This window comes from Paractinoplanes ovalisporus, from assembly GCF_016834655.1.
Classification (GTDB): Bacteria; Actinomycetota; Actinomycetes; order Mycobacteriales; family Micromonosporaceae; genus Actinoplanes; species Actinoplanes ovalisporus.
The window spans coordinates 1,125,845-1,141,182 of record NZ_JAENHP010000001.1 but is presented as its reverse complement, the minus strand read 5'-3'; the positions used below and the strand labels follow the sequence as shown (position 1 = coordinate 1,141,182).

The 15,338-nt window shown below is 69.6% G+C and carries 17 protein-coding genes; 7 read left to right on the top strand and 10 right to left on the bottom strand.

Translation table 11 applies throughout. The annotated features are described in order from the left end of the window. Positions 1-4: 4 nt before the first annotated feature. From JIG36_RS05190 to JIG36_RS05175, 4 genes are all read left to right on the top strand, one after another. Positions 5-991 carry an ABC transporter substrate-binding protein gene (locus tag JIG36_RS05190; protein WP_203374797.1) on the top strand — a complete coding sequence of 329 codons (987 nt, stop codon included), beginning with the start codon at positions 5-7 and terminating at the stop codon, positions 989-991. Further along, complete coding sequence (locus JIG36_RS05185; protein WP_307872572.1) at positions 988-1,764, top strand: class I SAM-dependent methyltransferase; 777 nt, start codon at positions 988-990, stop codon at positions 1,762-1,764. The genes JIG36_RS05190 and JIG36_RS05185 overlap by 4 nt, the downstream gene beginning before the upstream one ends. Then, positions 1,761-2,516 carry an ABC transporter permease gene (locus tag JIG36_RS05180; RefSeq protein ID WP_203374796.1) on the top strand — a complete coding sequence of 252 codons (756 nt, stop codon included), beginning with the start codon at positions 1,761-1,763 and terminating at the stop codon, positions 2,514-2,516. Before JIG36_RS05185 ends, JIG36_RS05180 begins: the two co-directional genes overlap by 4 nt. A gap of 107 nt (positions 2,517-2,623) precedes the next feature. Then, positions 2,624-4,153: a M4 family metallopeptidase gene (locus tag JIG36_RS05175; RefSeq protein ID WP_203374795.1), complete on the top strand. Its 1,530-nt coding sequence runs from the start codon at positions 2,624-2,626 to the stop codon at positions 4,151-4,153. Positions 4,154-4,210: 57 nt separating this feature from the next. On the opposite strand, the gene JIG36_RS05170 is transcribed toward JIG36_RS05175, so the two are convergent. Both JIG36_RS05170 and JIG36_RS05165 read right to left on the bottom strand, forming a co-directional pair. After that, on the bottom strand, positions 4,211-4,945 hold the full coding sequence (locus tag JIG36_RS05170; RefSeq protein WP_203374794.1) for an RlpA-like double-psi beta-barrel domain-containing protein: 735 nt from the start codon (positions 4,943-4,945) through the stop codon (positions 4,211-4,213). 102 nt (positions 4,946-5,047) lie between these two features. Then, positions 5,048-5,587 (bottom strand): hypothetical protein, encoded by a 540-nt coding sequence (locus JIG36_RS05165; RefSeq protein ID WP_236045532.1) that lies wholly within the window; start codon positions 5,585-5,587, stop codon positions 5,048-5,050. A 160-nt stretch (positions 5,588-5,747) separates the two neighbouring features. On the opposite strand from JIG36_RS05165, the gene JIG36_RS05160 reads away from it, so the two are divergent. Further along, the gene (locus JIG36_RS05160) at positions 5,748-6,608 is read left to right on the top strand and encodes a helix-turn-helix transcriptional regulator (protein ID WP_438870696.1); all 861 of its coding nucleotides are present in this window, start codon (positions 5,748-5,750) and stop codon (positions 6,606-6,608) included. Here JIG36_RS05160 and JIG36_RS05155 read toward each other — a convergent pair. Next, positions 6,586-7,230 carry an O-methyltransferase gene (locus JIG36_RS05155; RefSeq protein WP_236045531.1) on the bottom strand — a complete coding sequence of 215 codons (645 nt, stop codon included), beginning with the start codon at positions 7,228-7,230 and terminating at the stop codon, positions 6,586-6,588. The two genes, JIG36_RS05160 and JIG36_RS05155, sit on opposite strands and share 23 nt — an antisense overlap. 45 nt (positions 7,231-7,275) lie before the next feature. Here JIG36_RS05155 and JIG36_RS05150 point away from each other — a divergent pair, with 45 nt between their 5' ends. Next, positions 7,276-7,890, top strand: coding sequence for a TetR/AcrR family transcriptional regulator (locus tag JIG36_RS05150; protein WP_203374793.1), 615 nt, complete (start codon positions 7,276-7,278; stop codon positions 7,888-7,890). On the opposite strand, the gene JIG36_RS05145 is transcribed toward JIG36_RS05150, so the two are convergent. The 7 genes from JIG36_RS05145 to JIG36_RS05115 form a co-directional block, all read right to left on the bottom strand. Next, positions 7,827-8,921 (bottom strand): glycoside hydrolase family 172 protein, encoded by a 1,095-nt coding sequence (locus tag JIG36_RS05145; RefSeq protein WP_203374792.1) that lies wholly within the window; start codon positions 8,919-8,921, stop codon positions 7,827-7,829. The genes JIG36_RS05150 and JIG36_RS05145 overlap by 64 nt on opposite strands. 13 nt (positions 8,922-8,934) lie before the next feature. After that, positions 8,935-9,771: a carbohydrate ABC transporter permease gene (locus JIG36_RS05140; RefSeq protein ID WP_203374791.1), complete on the bottom strand. Its 837-nt coding sequence runs from the start codon at positions 9,769-9,771 to the stop codon at positions 8,935-8,937. Next, positions 9,771-10,667, bottom strand: a complete 897-nt coding sequence (locus tag JIG36_RS05135; protein WP_203374790.1) for a carbohydrate ABC transporter permease — start codon at positions 10,665-10,667, stop codon at positions 9,771-9,773. The genes JIG36_RS05140 and JIG36_RS05135 overlap by 1 nt, the downstream gene beginning before the upstream one ends. 2 nt (positions 10,668-10,669) lie before the next feature. After that, positions 10,670-11,971: an ABC transporter substrate-binding protein gene (locus JIG36_RS05130; protein WP_203374789.1), complete on the bottom strand. Its 1,302-nt coding sequence runs from the start codon at positions 11,969-11,971 to the stop codon at positions 10,670-10,672. A gap of 81 nt (positions 11,972-12,052) precedes the next feature. Next, positions 12,053-13,078, bottom strand: coding sequence for a LacI family DNA-binding transcriptional regulator (locus JIG36_RS05125; protein WP_203374788.1), 1,026 nt, complete (start codon positions 13,076-13,078; stop codon positions 12,053-12,055). 166 nt (positions 13,079-13,244) lie between these two features. Beyond that, positions 13,245-13,787, bottom strand: coding sequence for a SigE family RNA polymerase sigma factor (locus tag JIG36_RS05120; protein ID WP_203374787.1), 543 nt, complete (start codon positions 13,785-13,787; stop codon positions 13,245-13,247). Then, entirely contained in the window at positions 13,784-14,398 is a 615-nt protein-coding gene (locus JIG36_RS05115; RefSeq protein ID WP_203374786.1) for a permease-like cell division protein FtsX, read from the bottom strand. The genes JIG36_RS05120 and JIG36_RS05115 overlap by 4 nt, the downstream gene beginning before the upstream one ends. 128 nt (positions 14,399-14,526) lie before the next feature. Between JIG36_RS05115 and JIG36_RS05110 the strand changes: the two genes are divergently transcribed. After that, positions 14,527-15,318, top strand: coding sequence for an alpha/beta fold hydrolase (locus JIG36_RS05110; RefSeq protein ID WP_203374785.1), 792 nt, complete (start codon positions 14,527-14,529; stop codon positions 15,316-15,318). The last annotated feature ends 20 nt before the right edge of the window (positions 15,319-15,338 follow it).

The following is a 15,338-nucleotide window of genomic DNA, read 5'->3' as shown; positions in this document are numbered from 1 at the left end:
CGCCATGGGCCGAGCGAAGAAGTTCCTGGGAATACTGGCCACGACCCTGTCCGTGGTGGCTCTCGCCGCCTGCGGCTCCGACGACAGCGCCGGCGATCAGGCGGCCGCGCCGGGGCTGCGCAAAGTCACCTACATCACCGGCTTCGGCGCCGCCGGTCGCGACGCGTACGCCTGGATGGCCCGTGAGAAGGGCTACTTCCGCGAGGCCGGGCTCGACGTCGACATCAAGCTCGGCGCCGCCCTCAGCGAGAACCTGAAGGCCCTCGCGGCCGGGCAGGCCGACTTCTCGACGCTCGACCTGACCGGCGGCTTCATCATGGCCGGCCAGGGGAAATACACCGACTTCCGGGCCATCGCGGCGGTGCACCAGCAGACCGTCGTCTCGATCATCGCGCCGGCCGACGGGCCCATCAAGAAACCGGCCGACCTCAAGGGCAAGACGATCGGGGCGGCCACCGGCTCGGTCAACCAGGCGCTCTTCCCGGCGTACGCGAAGAAGGCCGGTCTCGACCCGGCGAGCGTGCGCTGGGTCAACGCCAGTCCGCAGCAGGTCCCGGCGCTGCTGGCCGCCGGGCGGGTCGACGCGCTCAGCACCTTCCTCATCGGACGACCGGGCATCGAGAAGGCGGCGGGCAAACCGATGACCGTCCTTCCGTACGAGGAATTTCTGCCCGATCTCTACGGCAACGGCATCGTCACCAGCACCAAACTGCTCGAGAGCGACCCCGATCTGGTCCAGCGCTTCCGCGAGGCCGCGATCAAGGGGCTGGCCGACGCGATCGCCGACCCCGCGGCCGCGGCGGCGCTGCTGCACAAGGACTATCCGGCCGCCTCGGCCGAGGCCGCCGAAGCCGAGATCAAGCTGATGACGCCGTACACGCAGCCGTTGGGGGCCCTCGACCGCGAGAAGGTCACCCGGGCCATCAAGGTGCTGTCCGACGCCGGTCTGTTCCCGGCCGGGCTGACCGCCGACCAGGTGATGGCGCCGTGAGCTACGCGTTCGACAACGACGACCCGGCCTCCGCGGGCCGCCTGAACGTCCTGTCCGCGATGCTCGACGGCCTCACCACGCGGCGCCTGTCGGGTCTCGGCCCACTGGCAGGGCGGCGCTGCCTCGAGATCGGGGCGGGCGGCGGCAGCGTCGCGGGCTGGCTCGCCGGCCAGGGGGCCGAGGTCACGGCCACCGACATCAACCTGCGGCACCTGCCGCCCGACCCGCCCTACCGGGTGCTGCGCCACGACCTGACCCGCGAACCGCTGCCACCGGGGGAGTGGGACGTCATTCACTCCCGCCTGCTGCTCATGCACCTGCCGCAGCGCCACGAGATCCTGGAGGCGCTGATCGGGGCGCTCGCTCCCGCGGGCGCGTTGCTGATCGAAGACTTCGAGACGACGTACGGGAAAGGGGTCATGCGCGCCCCGAGCGAGACGGACGTGGCCGCGTACGAGGAATATCATGCCGCCCTGGTCGGCAAGGTGCTGCCCGCGCTCGGCAACGACCCGACCTGGGCGAGCCGGGTGCACGCGACGATGATCGACGCGGGGCTGACCGGCGTCGACACCGAGGTGCACGCGCGGTCGTGGCCGGGTGGCTCGCCGGGCGCCGCGCTGATCGTGGCGAACATCGTGCAGCAGCGGCCTGCCCTGCTCGACGCCGGGGTCTCCGAGGCCGTGCTCGACCGGGTGGTCGAGCTGATGGCCGACCCGGGCGTGGTGCTGCGCGGCCATGTCGTCTATTCCACGCTGGGCCGAGCCGGTTCATGAGGGCCGGGCGGGTCGTCGCGCCCCTGGCCGCGACGGTGCTGGCGGTCGCGTTCTGGTGGGGCGCCACGGCGGCCTGGAACATCAAGCCGTTCTTCGTGCCGGCCCCGCCCGACATCGTCGCCGCGTTCCGGCGCGACCCGGGCTACCTCCTGAGCGAGCTGGGCAGCACGATGGCCTCCACCGCGGCCGGTTTCGCGCTGGCCGCGGTGGGCGGGGTGCTGCTGGCCGTGGTGCTGACCACCTCGCGCACGGTCGAACGGGCGATCCTGCCGTTGCTCATCGCCGTGAACGCGATCCCCAAGGTGGCCGTGGCGCCGCTGCTGGTGGTGTGGCTGGGCTTCGGGCGTGAGCCGAAGATCGTGCTGGTCGTGCTGATCTCGTTCTTCCCGATCGTGCTGGCCTCGGCGGCCGGCCTGACCTCGACGCCGATCGAGCTGACCGAGCTGGCCCGCTCGATGGACGCGTCGTTCTGGCAGTCCTACCTGCGACTGCGCCTGCCGTGGGCGCTGCCGCAGATCTTCGTCGGGCTCAAGGTGGCGGTCTCGCTGGCCGTGATCGGCGCGGTCGTGGCCGAGATCAGCAACCCCGACACCGGGCTCGGCGCCGTGGTCGTGCTCTCCAGCACCTCGGCCGACACCCCGCTCGCGTTCGCCGCGATCATTCTGCTGGCCGCCCTGAGCGTCAGCCTGTTCTATGCCATCTCCGCCGTGGAACGCCTGGTCATCCCTTGGGCGCGCGAGATCGCCGGTTGATTTCTCGGATCCGCGAGGGTTTTCCCTATTACGCGGATAGACGTTCGTATATAGCGTGATACGGACCCGCCCACACCCCCCTTTCGGGCGGGAAAGGAGTACGCGAGATGGTACGAAACCCCCTGATCATCGCGCTGGCCGGCGCTACCGCGGCCGCCTCGGCGATGGTCGCGGTGTCCGGCCCGGCCGCCGCGCAGCCGACCGCCCCCGCGGTGGACGCGGTCGCGCAGGCCGACGCCGTGGTCGCCGCCCGCCCCTCCGAGCTGCGGGCGAGCAAGCACGACACCTTCCAGCGCCGTCAGGTGTACAAGTCGCAGGGCCTGACGTACGCGTCCTACGACCGCACCTACAAGGGCTTCCCGGTCAAGGGTGGCGACCTCGTGGTGGTCACCGACGCCGCCGGGCAGACGCGCTACACGTCGGTCGCGCAGAGCAGCCCGATCGGCGAGCTCTCGACCGTGGCCCAGGTCGCCGAGAGTGCGGCCGTCGCGACCTCGAAGGCGCAGCTCAAGACCGTCGACAACGTCGAGGGCACCCGCCTGGTCGTGATCGCGGCCGAGGGCAGTGCGGCCAAGCTCGCGTACGAGACCACGGTCAACGGCACCGGCGCCGAGGGCGTCAGCCGGCTCACCGTCGACGTCGACGCGGTCACCGGCAAGGTGCTGTCCACCGAGGAGCACGTCACCGAGGCCACCGGAACCGGAACCGGCTGGATCAACGGGACGGTCTCGCTCAACACCACCCAGTCGGGCTCGACCTATTCGCTCAAGGACCCCACGGTCACGAACCTGAGCTGCCAGGACGCCTCGACCCGGGTGACGTTCAGCGGCTCCGACAACGTGTGGGGCAACGGCAACGGCACCAGCAAGGAGACCGGCTGCGTCGACGCCCTCTATGTGGCGCAGAAGCAGCACGCGATGCTCTCGTCGTGGCTGGGCCGCAACGGCGCCAACGGCAGCGGCGGCGCCTGGCCGATCCGCGTCGGGCTCAACCAGCAGAACGCGTACTACGACGGCACCCAGGTGCAGATCGGCAAGAACACCGCCGGTCGCTGGATCTCGTCGCTCGACGTGGTCGGCCACGAGCTCGGCCACGGCATCGACGACAAGACCCCGGGCGGCATCTCGAAGGGCGGCACCCAGGAGTTCGTGGCCGACACCATCGGCGCGGCCACCGAGGCGTTCGCCGCCAACGCCAACGACCCGGCCGACTACCAGGTCGGCGAGGAGGTCAACCTGGTCGGCAGCGGCCCGATCCGCTACATGTACAACCCGTCGCTGGCCGGTGACGCCAACTGCTACTCCAGCAGCACCCCCGGCTCCGAGGTGCACTCGGCCGCCGGCCCCGGCAACCACTGGTTCTATCTGCTGGCCCAGGGCAGCGGCGGCAACGGCCAGCCGGCCAGCCCGACCTGCAACAGCTCCACGGTCACCGGCGTCGGCATCCAGACCGCCATCAAGATCATGTACAACGCGATGCTGCTGAAGACCTCCAGCTCCTCCTACGCCAAGTACCGCGTGTGGACGCTGCAGGCCGCGAAGAACCTCTACCCGGGCAGCTGCACCCAGTTCAACGCGGTCAAGGCCGCCTGGAACGCGGTCAGCCTGCCGGCCCAGTCCGGCGAGCCCACCTGCTAGACCCACCCCGGTAACACCGACCGAGGCCGGCGCGTCCCCCCCCGTGGCGTGCCGGTCTCAGTTCATGGTCAGACGGGCGTCGTGCAGGGTGACGTACCAGTCGGAGTCGGTGAAGTCGGGGCCGGTCTCGGGGCCGATGTAGGCGTCGATGTGGCGGTTGCCGCCGAGGCCGGGGGTGAACTCGTCGGTGATCAGCCAGGAACCGCGGCGCAGGGCCGTGCAGGTGGTGGCGGGCAGGGGTGAATTGTCGTCCTGGTGGCCGCAGCCGGTGATGGTGAAGCGGGTGCCGTGGGGGAGCACGCCGGGGTCGGCGGCGGCCGAGACGAACGGTTCGAGGCGGCGGCCGTCGGCGCTGCGCGGGGCCGAGTCGAGCCAGTAGCCGATGTCGTACGACCAGTTCAGGTATTTGCCGGCGGTGGTGAGACCGGTTCCCTCGTCCTGGACCGCCTGCACGAAGTCGTCCGGATAGGTGCCCAGTTCGTCGTCGCCGTTCGCGCAGTCCAGCTTCAAGCAACCGGTGACGTCGGTCGGGTCGCCGTCGTGGAACTTCTCGACCGCCGTGTAGTAGACCGTGATCTCCCAGCCCTCACTGACCCTCTTCGAGTCGCCGCCGGCGGTAGTTGTCGTTGGCCTGGTCGTCGCCGTCCAAGGGCCGAGGGACCACACGGGCTTCGCCGGCGGGCTCAGAACGGGCGGCACGCTCATTGAGGGCGGCGCGCTGATAACGGCCGGCGGTGACGTCAGCGGGGCACCCTCCTCGGGCGACGCCGAGCCACAGCCGGCCGTCAGCATGACGGCTACGCTGCCGCAAAGAGCCAAGCGCAGGCACATCTGCCGAGCATGTCAGTCCGAAGGCGGCCGACCGGGCCGATTCGGCGGCAAAGCCCTCGCTCGTCAGCTCAACGTGAGCGTCACGTCGTCCACGTCGAAGGCGGTGACCCCGTTCCCGGCGGTCTCGCTCGCGGCGAAGCTGACCGTCGCGGTGCGTTCGGTGGCCGACACGCCGGCCACCGAGGTGTGCTGCTGCCACTGCTGGGAGTGGTCGAAGGTGAGCGAGAACAGCGTCTTCGGCGGCGTCCCGGTGATCGACAACCCCACGTTCAGATAGTCGCCGCGGGCCGTCTCGGTCGTGCTGACCCGGGCCCAGAACCCCAGCGTGACGTTGCATCCGGCGGGCACGGTCACCGTGGTGCGGACGACTTCGGTGCGGGTCACATCAAGACCGGCGAGCGCGGCGTACGCCCGTCCGGTGTGCGCGGGCCGGGCCTGGTCGGCGACCACGACCGTACGCGGCCCGGCGGTCCAGCCGGTGGAACCGCGCTCGAAGCTGTGGTTGGGCACGATCTGCCCGGTGCAGGCCGGCGCGGCCTGCACCGGTTGGCCGACGGCCAGGCTGCCCGCGACCAGCAGGAGGGAGGTGACGAGTCTCTTCATGGCTTTCCCCGTTCATCAGACATCAGCTACTGTCGATGTAGGACTCACTCTGCCACCGCCGGCGCCGGTTCGCAGCCCCGCCCCGGCCGTGGGGAACAGGGCGCCAAGGGGGGATCGACAATCCGAGGATGCGCTCCGGCATCGGTGGTAGAAACGAGCCGTGATCGATCGACCCGGGCTCGCCGAGTTCCTGCGCCGCCGCCGGGAATCGCTGCAGCCCGAGGATGTCGGCCTCCCGCGTGGGCAGCGCCGGCGCACGGCCGGGCTGCGCCGCGAAGAGGTCGCCACCCTCTGCCACATCTCCACCGACTACTACAGCCGGCTCGAGCGGGAACGCGGCCCGCACCCGTCCGAGCAGATGATCGCGTCGATCGCCCAGGGCCTGCACCTCTCGCTCGACGAGCGCGACCACCTGTTCCGCCTGGCCGGCCACAATCCGCCTCCGCGGGGTGCGGCCGGCGAGCACGTCAGCCCCGGCCTGCTGCGCATCTTCGACCGGCTCGCCGACACCCCGGCCGAGATCGTGACCGAGCTCGGCGAGACGCTGCGGCAGAACGCGCTGGGCGTGGCCCTCTGCGGCGATCTGACCAGATACACCGGCCCCGCCCGCAGTGTCGGCTACCGGTGGTTCACCGACCCGGAATGGCGGGCCCTCTATCACCCCGACGACCATCCGTTGCACGCCCGCGTCTTCGCCTCGGGGCTGCGCCGGATCGTCACGTTGCGCGGCCCCAAGTCGTACGCGGCTCATCTGCAGAACCTGCTGCTGGAGAGCAACGAGGAGTTCCGCGAGGTCTGGAACTCCCACGAGATCGGCGTGACCTACCAGAACGTCAAGCGCTTCGTGCATCCCCAGGTCGGCGATCTCGAACTCGCCTGCCAGGTGCTTCTCGACCCCGAGCAGTCGCATTCGCTGCTGGTCTACACGGCGGTCCCGGGCAGCGAGAGCTACGAGAAGCTGGAGCTGCTGGCCGTCATCGGCTCCCAGTACGAGACGGTCAGCGGCCGGTCCAGCAGCTGATCTCCATGCCGTCCTCGACCGGGAAGTCCACGCTGACATAGCCGTTTCCGGGTTCCCGTACGTAGGCGAGGTAGTCGCCCATCGAGTCGAACGTGGAGTCGTCGGCGACCACCAGTGCGCCGGGCGCCAGCCGGTCCTCGAGCAGGCGCAGCACCGGCAGGCACAGTTCCTTCCAGCCGTCGAGCAGCACGAGCTGGACCGGTCCCTCGACGCCGGCCAGGGTGGTCAGCGCGTCGCCGGGCAGCACGGTGGCCACGTCGGCGAGCCGGGCCGCGGCCAGGTTGGCCCGGGCCGCCGCCACCTTGGTCGCGCTCAGCTCGGTGCTCACCACGTGCCCGGAGCCGTTGTCACGGATCGCGGCGGCGAGGAAGAGCGTCGAGATCCCGTACGAGGTCCCGAACTCGACCACGGTCGTGGGGCGGACGGCGCGCACCAGGGAGTAGAGCAGGTCACCGCCGCGCTCGGAGATCGGCATGTAGATGCCGGCGAGCAGGTCGGAGCGGGCGGCGGCGGTCAGGGACGGGTCGGGGCGGCCGGGGGAGCGCTCGTCGTCGCGGCCGGCCTCGGCGAACAGCCGGTCGAGCAGGTCGCGGACTTCGGGGGCGTTCAGGGTTGTTGTCATGTGCGCTAGGCTAGACGCAACGTTGCGTACAGGGAAGGGGTCGTGATGCACCGCGGAAACCGGCACGGACGCAGTGAGGCCGCCCGTGAGGCCGTGCTCGAGGCCGCCGACAACCTGGTCGCCGAGGTCGGCTTCGCGCGCGTCACCATCGAGGGGATCGCCGCCCGGGCCGGCGTGGCCAAGCAGACCATCTACCGCTGGTGGCGTTCGAAGACCGACATCCTGGTCGACGCGTTCGTGGCCGACGCCGACCAGGAGCTGACCGAGCACGACACCGGTGACCTGGCCACCGACCTGCGCGCCCACCTGGGGGAGCTGGCGCGGTTCCTCACCGAGTCGGATTCCGGAGCGGTCTTCCGGGCGCTCGTCGGCGAGGCCCAGCACGATCCGGGTCTGGCCGCCCGGCTGCGCGCCGAGATCCTGCCCGGGCTGCGCGCCCGTGACCGCCGGCCGTTCGAGCGGGCACAGGCGCGTGGAGAGCTGCCCGACGATGCCGACCTCGACGCGATGGTGGACCGGGCGGTGGGCCCGATCCACTACCGCGTGCTGGTCACCGGCGAACCGCTGACGTCGGCGATGCTGGATTTTCTGGCCGGTCAGCGCGGCCAGCGCGCCGAGGCGTCGGGGAGCGCGGGGAGCGCGCCCGACGGCGTGTCCTGATACCAGTACGCCGTGGTCGAGATGTCGTCCGACCGCTCGAACAGGCCGTGGTCCCAGGCGCCGATCTGCTGCAGCGTCACGCGCAGGCGCTCGTCGAAATAGATCGGGTCGGGCCCGTGGAAGCGGTAGAGCCCGTGCATCGGCGCCGCCGCCGTCGAGAACGGGGACGCCTTGGTGGTGTCCTGGGTCGAGCGGAACGGGTAGCCGAAGTAGGGTGCGCTGAACGTCTTGACCTCGGGTTCGGGGTCGGCCCGCAGCTCGTCCTGGAACGCCCAGGCGCCGCCCGCGTAGTCCTCGAGCCCGGTGCTGCACAGCGTGGGGAAGTCGGTGTCGCCGTCCACGAAGAACTTGACCTCGCCCTCACCCCACCAGAACCGGGTCAACGAGCTCAGGGCTACGTACGTACCGAAATAGACGCCCTTGCCTTCGACGCCGTCGAGGATGACGTGGTCCTCGCCCGGCGCGGTGGTGCCGTTGGACCGTCGCCACTGCGCGTGGAAGTAGCCCGTCTCCTCCGGCAGCGGGTCGCCGCTCGTGTAGTCGATCTGGAAGAAGATGTGCTCGAGGTCGCCCGGGTGCTGACTCTCCAGCGTGATCCGCGCCCCGGTGCGGAACGGCATCGGGATGTACGAGTTCATGCCGCCGGTCGGTGCGACCACGATCGGGACCGAGGTCACCAGCGCCCGGGTCGCGAAGCCGTTGCAGAAGAAGTCACCCAGCGGCACCTCCACCGACGGGGTCTCGGAGCCGTCCCAGTAGGCCCGCAGCACGAGGTCGCGAAGGACAAAAGGCCCGGCTTCCGTACGGTCGGCGACCGTGATCCAGATGTGCCGGATCACGCCGGGCCCCTCGATGTCGGCCAGCGTCAGGGTCTCGCCCGCGGGCAGCGGCAGAAACGCCGTGCCCTTGCGGCCGACACCGAGCTTCGAGGCGGTCCGCGCGCCGGCGCCGGGCGCCCCGGTCGGGTTCTCGGCGTTGATCGAGCGGCTGCGGACGCCGGGCCGGGGCAGGGTGCTCCACGAGTTGAACAAGAGAGGGGTCCTTTTACTTGATCGAGCCGGCGGTGACGCCGTGGCTCAGGGTGCGCTGGAAGATGAGGAAGAAGACGAGCGTCGGCAGCAGCGACAGCAGCGAGCCGGCGTTCAGCGTGGTGATGTCGATCGAGTGCTGTCCGCGCAGCGTGGACAGGGCGATCGGGACGGTCTGGGACGACGCGTCGGCGAGCAGGACCACCGGGATGTAGAACTCGTTCCACGTCCAGATGAAGAAGAACACCACCAGCACGGCCAGCGTGGGCCGCAGCACGGGCAGGATGATCTTCCAGAGGATCGTCCACCGGCCGGCGCCGTCGATCCCGGCCGCGTCCAGCAACTCCTTCGGTACGGTGCTCATCACGCTCGACAGCAGGTAGGTGCCGAACGCGGCCTGCAGCACGGTGAAGATGATGATCACCGACCAGACCGTGTTGAACGTGCCGGTCTCCTGGGCGCCGTAGAAGAGCGGGTAGATCAGCGCCTCGTGCGGCACCATGGTGGCCAGCAGCAGGACGGCCAGGATGACCGCGCTGCCCTTGACCCGTCCGATGCCGATCGCGTACGCGCTGATCAGGGCCAGCCCGGTGCCGGCGAACGCGACCACGGTCGAGATCAGGATCGAGTTCCACAGCGCCCGCGGGAAGTCGACCATCGACATGTAGTCGCGGAAGGCGTCCAGGGTGAACGACTTGGGCCACGCGATCGGGCCGCCGGAGGAGTAGTCGGCGCCCGACTTGAACGCGTTGAGCACGAGCAGCAGGAACGGCGCCAGCATGAGCACCGCGAACAGGCCGCACAGGCCCAGGACGACCCATTGCATCGGCGTGTGTTTCTTGAGGGCGTGCATCACGCACTCCTTTCCGAGCGGCGCTGCCAGACGAGCATCACCGCGGCCACCGCGAAGATCACGACGGACATCACGGTCGCGATCGTCGAGCCGTACCCCACCTGGGAAAGCTCGAAGAAATTCCGGTACGCGTAATAGGACGGCACCACGGTCGACCCCTCCGGGCCGCCGCCGGTCAGGATGAGGATCGGCGCGAACACCTTGAGCGCGCCCACCGTGGCCGTCAGCACCACGATGAACAGCTCGGGCCGGATCTGCGGGATCGTGATCGCCGCGAACTGCCGCCACCAGCCGGCGCCGTCGAGCTCGGCCGCCTCGTACAGCTCGGGATCGACCCGCGAGAGCGCCGCGATGAAGATGACCACCGGGTAGCCGATCTGCAGCCAGACCAGCATCAGCATCACCGAGTACAGCGCCAGGTCGGGATCGCCCAGCCAGTCCGGCGGATCGGAGACCCCGATCGACTGCAGGAACGTGTTGATCGAGCCGTTGCCGGAGTCGAGCACCCAGCTCCAGATGAAGCCGGCCACCGCGATCGGCAGGATCTGCGGCAGGTAGTACGTGGCCCGCAGGAAGGCCGCGATCCGGCTGCCGAAGCGCTTGCCGATGTAGTCGTAGAGCACCGCCGCCAGCAGGATGCCGATCATCGTCGGGATCACCACGATCGCGATGATCATGAAGATCGAGTTCCGGAACGACATCCAGAAGTTCTCGTCGGAGAACAGCGCGGTGTAGTTGCCGAACCCCTCCCAGCGGAAGGGGGCCATGCCGCCCTTCCACCGGAAGAAGCTGAACACCACGTTGACCACGAACGGGATCAGAACGATGGCGGTGAAGCCGATCAGGATCGGGAGCAGGTAGAGCCACCAGCTCCCGGACCCCTTTTTCGCCGGCATGGTTACTTGCCCTTGCCCTCGTCGTAGAACTTCTGCAGCGTGTCGATGTACTGGTCGGCCGTCTCGTTCTTGTTGCTCATGGCCTGCATGTGCTGCTGGATGAAGTCGAGGAAGCCCGGCACCGGGTAGTCCGGGTAGAAGGTCAGCGTGTCGGCCTGCACGAGCTCGTTGAACCGCTCGGTGAACTTCTTGGTGATCGGGTCGGTGATGACGCTCGCGTCACCGGCCAGCGGCAGGCCGCCCAGCTTGCCGATCTCGTTCTGCACCTCGGGGCTCAGGGTGGTGTCGATCCACTCGTACGCGAGTTCCTTGTTCTCCGCCTTGGCCGGCACGCCCCAGAGGTGGCCGGAGGAGCCCATCGTCATGTTCGCGCCCGGCAGCGTGAAGTAGTCCCAGTCGAACGAGGCGTCCTTGCGGATGCGGGCGAACTCGCCGTTGTTCCAGATCAGCATGGCCGCCTTGCCGCTGAGGAAGTTGACCGTGGCCTGCTCGAAGGAGAGGCCGCCGAGCTTGTCGCCGACGTAGCCCTTGTCGATCCACTCCTGGAACTTCTTCGTGCCGTCCGACCAGGGCGCGGCCTCGAAGTCGACCGGCTGCCGCACGAACATGAAGTCGTCGATCTGCTGCCGGTTGGCCTGGGCCGAGACCAGTGAGTACCAGACCCACATCTGGTTGAAGCCCTGGCTGGTGGCGGCCGAGCTGGAGATCGGGATGATCTTCGCCGCGATCAGCTTGTCCATCGCGGCCTCGAACTCGTCGAGGGTGGTCGGCAGGGTCGTGATGCCGGCCTTGGAGAACAGTTCCTTGTTGTAGTAGAACATCACGTACTCGCCGATGTTCGGGATGCCGTACCAGTCGCCCGAGCCGGCGTAGCCGTCCTCGTCGTACTTGGCGAAGGCCGACATGCCGCCGGTGACTTTCTTGTCCCAGCCGTACTTCGTGACCTGCTCGGTGAGCGGCTCGAGGAGGCCCTGCGCGGCGAGCTGGCCGCCGTCGGCGTTGCCCTTGTTGAACTCGACGACGTCGGGCACGTCGTTGCCGGACAGTGTGATCTTGGCGTTCTGGCGGGCCGCGTCGAAGCTGGTCTGCTCGAACTTGACCTCGACGTCCGGGTGCTTCTGCTTGAAGATCTCCAGGGCCTTCTGCCAGCCCTGGCCCTGCGCGCTGGTCGGGTTCTCGTACTGGACGATCCTCAGGGTCTTGCCGTCTCCGCCGCCGCTGTCGTCCCCGCCGCCGCAGCCGAACGTGGCCAGGGACAGGGCGGCGGCGCCGATCAGGGCGACGGCCTTGCGTCGTGTTGTCACGGGATTTCCTCCGGGAGGGATTATTCTGACAAAACGGTCATGCCTGGGGCGCATTGATGGCTTTGGCAAGGCGTTTCGGGCTTACCTCAGGCGGGCGACGGATGTTCGCTCGACCAGCGGACACGGCATGAGGCAGTGCTCCTCGGCCGGCTGGGCGGTGCCGCGCAACCGGGCGATCGCCCGCCGGGCGGCCCAGGCGCCCATCGCGCTGTGCGGCAGCTGCACGGTGGTGAGCCCGGGCAGCAGGCTGTCGGCGACGAACTGCTGGTTGTCGAAGCCGACCACCGAGACGTCCCGCGGGATCTCCAGGCCCAGCCGGTGGGCGGCCTGGTAGAGGCTGAACGCGAGCTGGTCGGAGAAGCAGAACACGGCGGTCGGCCGGTCCGGGCGGCTCAGCAGGCTCTCGGCCGGGGCCAGCCCGGCCATGGTGCTGGGCTCGGTCGCGGCCACGATCAGCGAGGGGTCGACCTCGATGCCGGCCTCGGTGAGGGCCCTCGTATAGCCGGTGAGCCGCAGCTCGCGGGCCACGAAGACCTCGCTCTCGATGGTCAGGAAGGCGATCCGGCGGTGGCCGGCCTCGATCAGGTGGCGGGTGGCCGTGTAGGCGCCGCCGGTCTCGTCCGGGACCACCCAGTCGACCCGCGCGTCCGGCTCCTTCGGGCGGCCGTCGAGCAGAACCATCGGGATCGGCGTGGACACCGGGGGCAGTTCCATCTCGCGGTGGAACTTGGAGGCGAGGATGAGGCCCTCGACGTGCCGCTGCAGCAGCGCCACGGTGGCCGGGCGTTCCATCTTCCGGTCGCCCGCGGTGTCGATGAGCAGCAGCAGGAAGCCCTCCTCCCAGGCCGCGACCTGAGCGCCGGCCAGCATCTCGCCGGCGAACGGTATGGTCGCGACCTGGTCGGAGAGCAGTCCCAGGGTGTGGGTCTGCCGGGTCTTGAGGCCGCGGGCGAGCAGATTCGAGGCGTAACCCATCTGCTCGGCGGCCTTGCGGATCCGGTCGGCGATCTCCGGCTTGATCCGGCCCGAGTCGCGGTCGTTGAGCACGAGGGAGACGCTGGAGATCGAGACCCCGACCTCTTTCGCGATGTCCTTCAGGGTGATCACTGCGCCTCCGGTTATGCTCACCACTGCGTGTCAAACGTTTGATGTGAAGCTAAGCACGTCAAACGTTTGACGCAACGGGGAAACACAACCGTTATCCGCAGGGCGCTGCCCCGGAAACGCCGATGGGCGCCGGCGACATCGACTGATGTCGCTGGCGCCCGAGCTCTCAGGCCTCCGGGAAGTCCTCGCCCAGCAGCGCGCGCAGCCGGGGCAGGGCGCGGGCGTTGCGCATCTTGACCACCGAGGCCGAGACGCCGAGGATTCCGGCCACGGTCTCGACGCTGTGGTCCTCGGCGTGCCGCAGCACCAGCACCGCCCGGTCCTCGACGCTCAGCCGGGCCAGCGCGTCGACCAGGGCCACACGCAGCTCGTGCTCACCCTCGTGCCGGGCGAGGACGGGCTGGTCGGGCGGGTCGGCCAGCACGATCTCGGAACCGCTGCGGCGGCCCTGCTGGTCGAAGACCAGGTTCATCATGACCCGGCGGCTGTACCCCTCGAGGTTGGTGCTGGTGCGGATCCGGTTCCAGACCGCGTACATCTTGGTGAAGGTCTGCTGGGTCAGATCCTGGGCGAGATGCCAGTCCCGGCACATCAGATAGGCGCTGCGGCGCAGCCGGGTGGCCGAGGACTCCACGAAGACGGTGAACTCCGCGTCCCGGCCTTTGGGGGCCCGTTCGACGGGCTTGGGCGGGCTCACGGTGTCGGTCACTGCACCCCACCGACCGGTGCGCTGGGCGGGCAGACGTGGCCGACGATGTCCAGCACGCCCGGCTTCCTCCGGTAGTCGGCCTGGAACGCCGGGAACCGGGACCGGTCGGTCAGGCGTACGCGGAAAGACTCGGGAAAGCTCTCGGTGCTGAGCGAGGCGACGAATTCGGGGCTGCTGTCCTCCCACAGCGCCTTGAACCGTTCGTACGCCTCCTGGTTGCTCTCATAGGTCAGCGACTTCACCCGCGGGTCGGCGTCGAGGGCCGCGCGGAGCGACGTGCGTTGCGGCTCGCTCAGCGTGCCGAAGATGGCGGCATCGGTGGCGTCGGCCTCCTCGGCCTGGGCCCGGCAGGCCGGCGCGACCTGGGGCAGCATCGCCGCCGCGATGGTGATCGGCGGTGCCGCCGTCTCCGGTTGCCGGGCCGAAAGGCCGAAGACAGTCCCCACCCCCAGCGCCACCGCCACCCCGGCGGCCATGCCGGCCATAGCCGTCCGCCGCCGTCGGCGCACCTGACCGCCCTCGGCGATGGCGACCCGCGCCATCTCCGAGACGTCGGCGCCGGGGTCGTCGCTGACCGCCCGGTCGAACTGCTCCCGCAGGTTCGCGTCCAAGACCCGATCTCCTCGCTGTCCGTTCCTGGGTGTGTCCCGAGGTGGCGCCGGTGCTCGACGGTCCATCCTCTGCTGTTAGGACCGGATGGCCCACCGATCCGGTCACAGGGCCGTTCTAGGCTGGGGTGATGTTCCAGGTTCGCGGTGATTCCGGCCCGGCGGTGCTGCTGCTCCCGGGCGGCGCGGCCTCGGCCGACGGGTTCTTCCCCGGGCTGGCCGAGGGGCTGATCGCCGACCCCGGATGCCGGGTGATCCTGCACGACCGCCCCGGCACCGGCACCTCGGAGCGGCCCGGCTCTTTGGCCTCGGCCACGTCCGGCCTGCACGTCACGATCGCCGAGGCCGGCCTGGGCCCGGTGGTGGCGATCGGCCAGAGCCTGGGCGGCGCGGTGGCGGCGCTGCTGGCCCGCGACCACCCCGGCGACGTCGCCGGCCTGGTGCTGATCGACCCGTCCCCGGTCAACGACGCGGCGCGGGCCCACCAGCTGACCCAGACCATGCGCAAGATCGAGACACTGCACCGCCTGCCGTTGCTCGGCCGCGTGATGCAACCGCTGATAGGTGCGCTCGGCGCCAACAAGCATCTGAAGAGCGCGACCCGCCCCGACATCCGAGCCGCGTGGCAGAGGATGAAGGAGCTCGACCTCTCCCAGCTGGCCCGCGCCGCCGAGGGACTGGACACATTGGCCGCCGGTTTCCGCGAGTCCGACCTGCCCCGGGTGCCGGCCGCCGTGATCACCGCCGACCGCAAGCCCGACACCCCGATGCACCGGGCCCACGAGCGCCTGGCCACCGCATTGGGCGCGCCGTTGCTCTCGTGGCCCGGCGCCGACCACAACGCCCAGCTGACCCACCCCGACGAGGTGCTGGCCGCCTGCCGCGCCGTGGTCCGACAGGTCCAACCGGGTCTAACGGATTAATGCCGATAAGTTCGTAGAGT

Excerpts from the sequence above, each read along its gene's own strand:
- JIG36_RS05155 (WP_236045531.1), bottom strand. The coding sequence starts at position 7,230 with ATGACAACAACCCTGAACGCCCCCGAAGTCCGCGACCTGCTCGACCGG.
- JIG36_RS05140 (WP_203374791.1), bottom strand. The coding sequence starts at position 9,771 with ATGCACGCCCTCAAGAAACACACGCCGATGCAATGGGTCGTCCTGGGC.
- JIG36_RS05175 (WP_203374795.1), top strand. The coding sequence starts at position 2,624 with ATGGTACGAAACCCCCTGATCATCGCGCTGGCCGGCGCTACCGCGGCC.
- JIG36_RS05165 (WP_236045532.1), bottom strand. The coding sequence starts at position 5,587 with ATGAAGAGACTCGTCACCTCCCTCCTGCTGGTCGCGGGCAGCCTGGCC.
- JIG36_RS05150 (WP_203374793.1), top strand. The coding sequence starts at position 7,276 with ATGCACCGCGGAAACCGGCACGGACGCAGTGAGGCCGCCCGTGAGGCC.
- JIG36_RS05135 (WP_203374790.1), bottom strand. The coding sequence starts at position 10,667 with ATGCCGGCGAAAAAGGGGTCCGGGAGCTGGTGGCTCTACCTGCTCCCG.
- JIG36_RS05190 (WP_203374797.1), top strand. The coding sequence starts at position 5 with ATGGGCCGAGCGAAGAAGTTCCTGGGAATACTGGCCACGACCCTGTCC.
- JIG36_RS05180 (WP_203374796.1), top strand. The coding sequence starts at position 1,761 with ATGAGGGCCGGGCGGGTCGTCGCGCCCCTGGCCGCGACGGTGCTGGCG.
- JIG36_RS05170 (WP_203374794.1), bottom strand. The coding sequence starts at position 4,945 with ATGCTGACGGCCGGCTGTGGCTCGGCGTCGCCCGAGGAGGGTGCCCCG.
- JIG36_RS05110 (WP_203374785.1), top strand. The coding sequence starts at position 14,527 with ATGTTCCAGGTTCGCGGTGATTCCGGCCCGGCGGTGCTGCTGCTCCCG.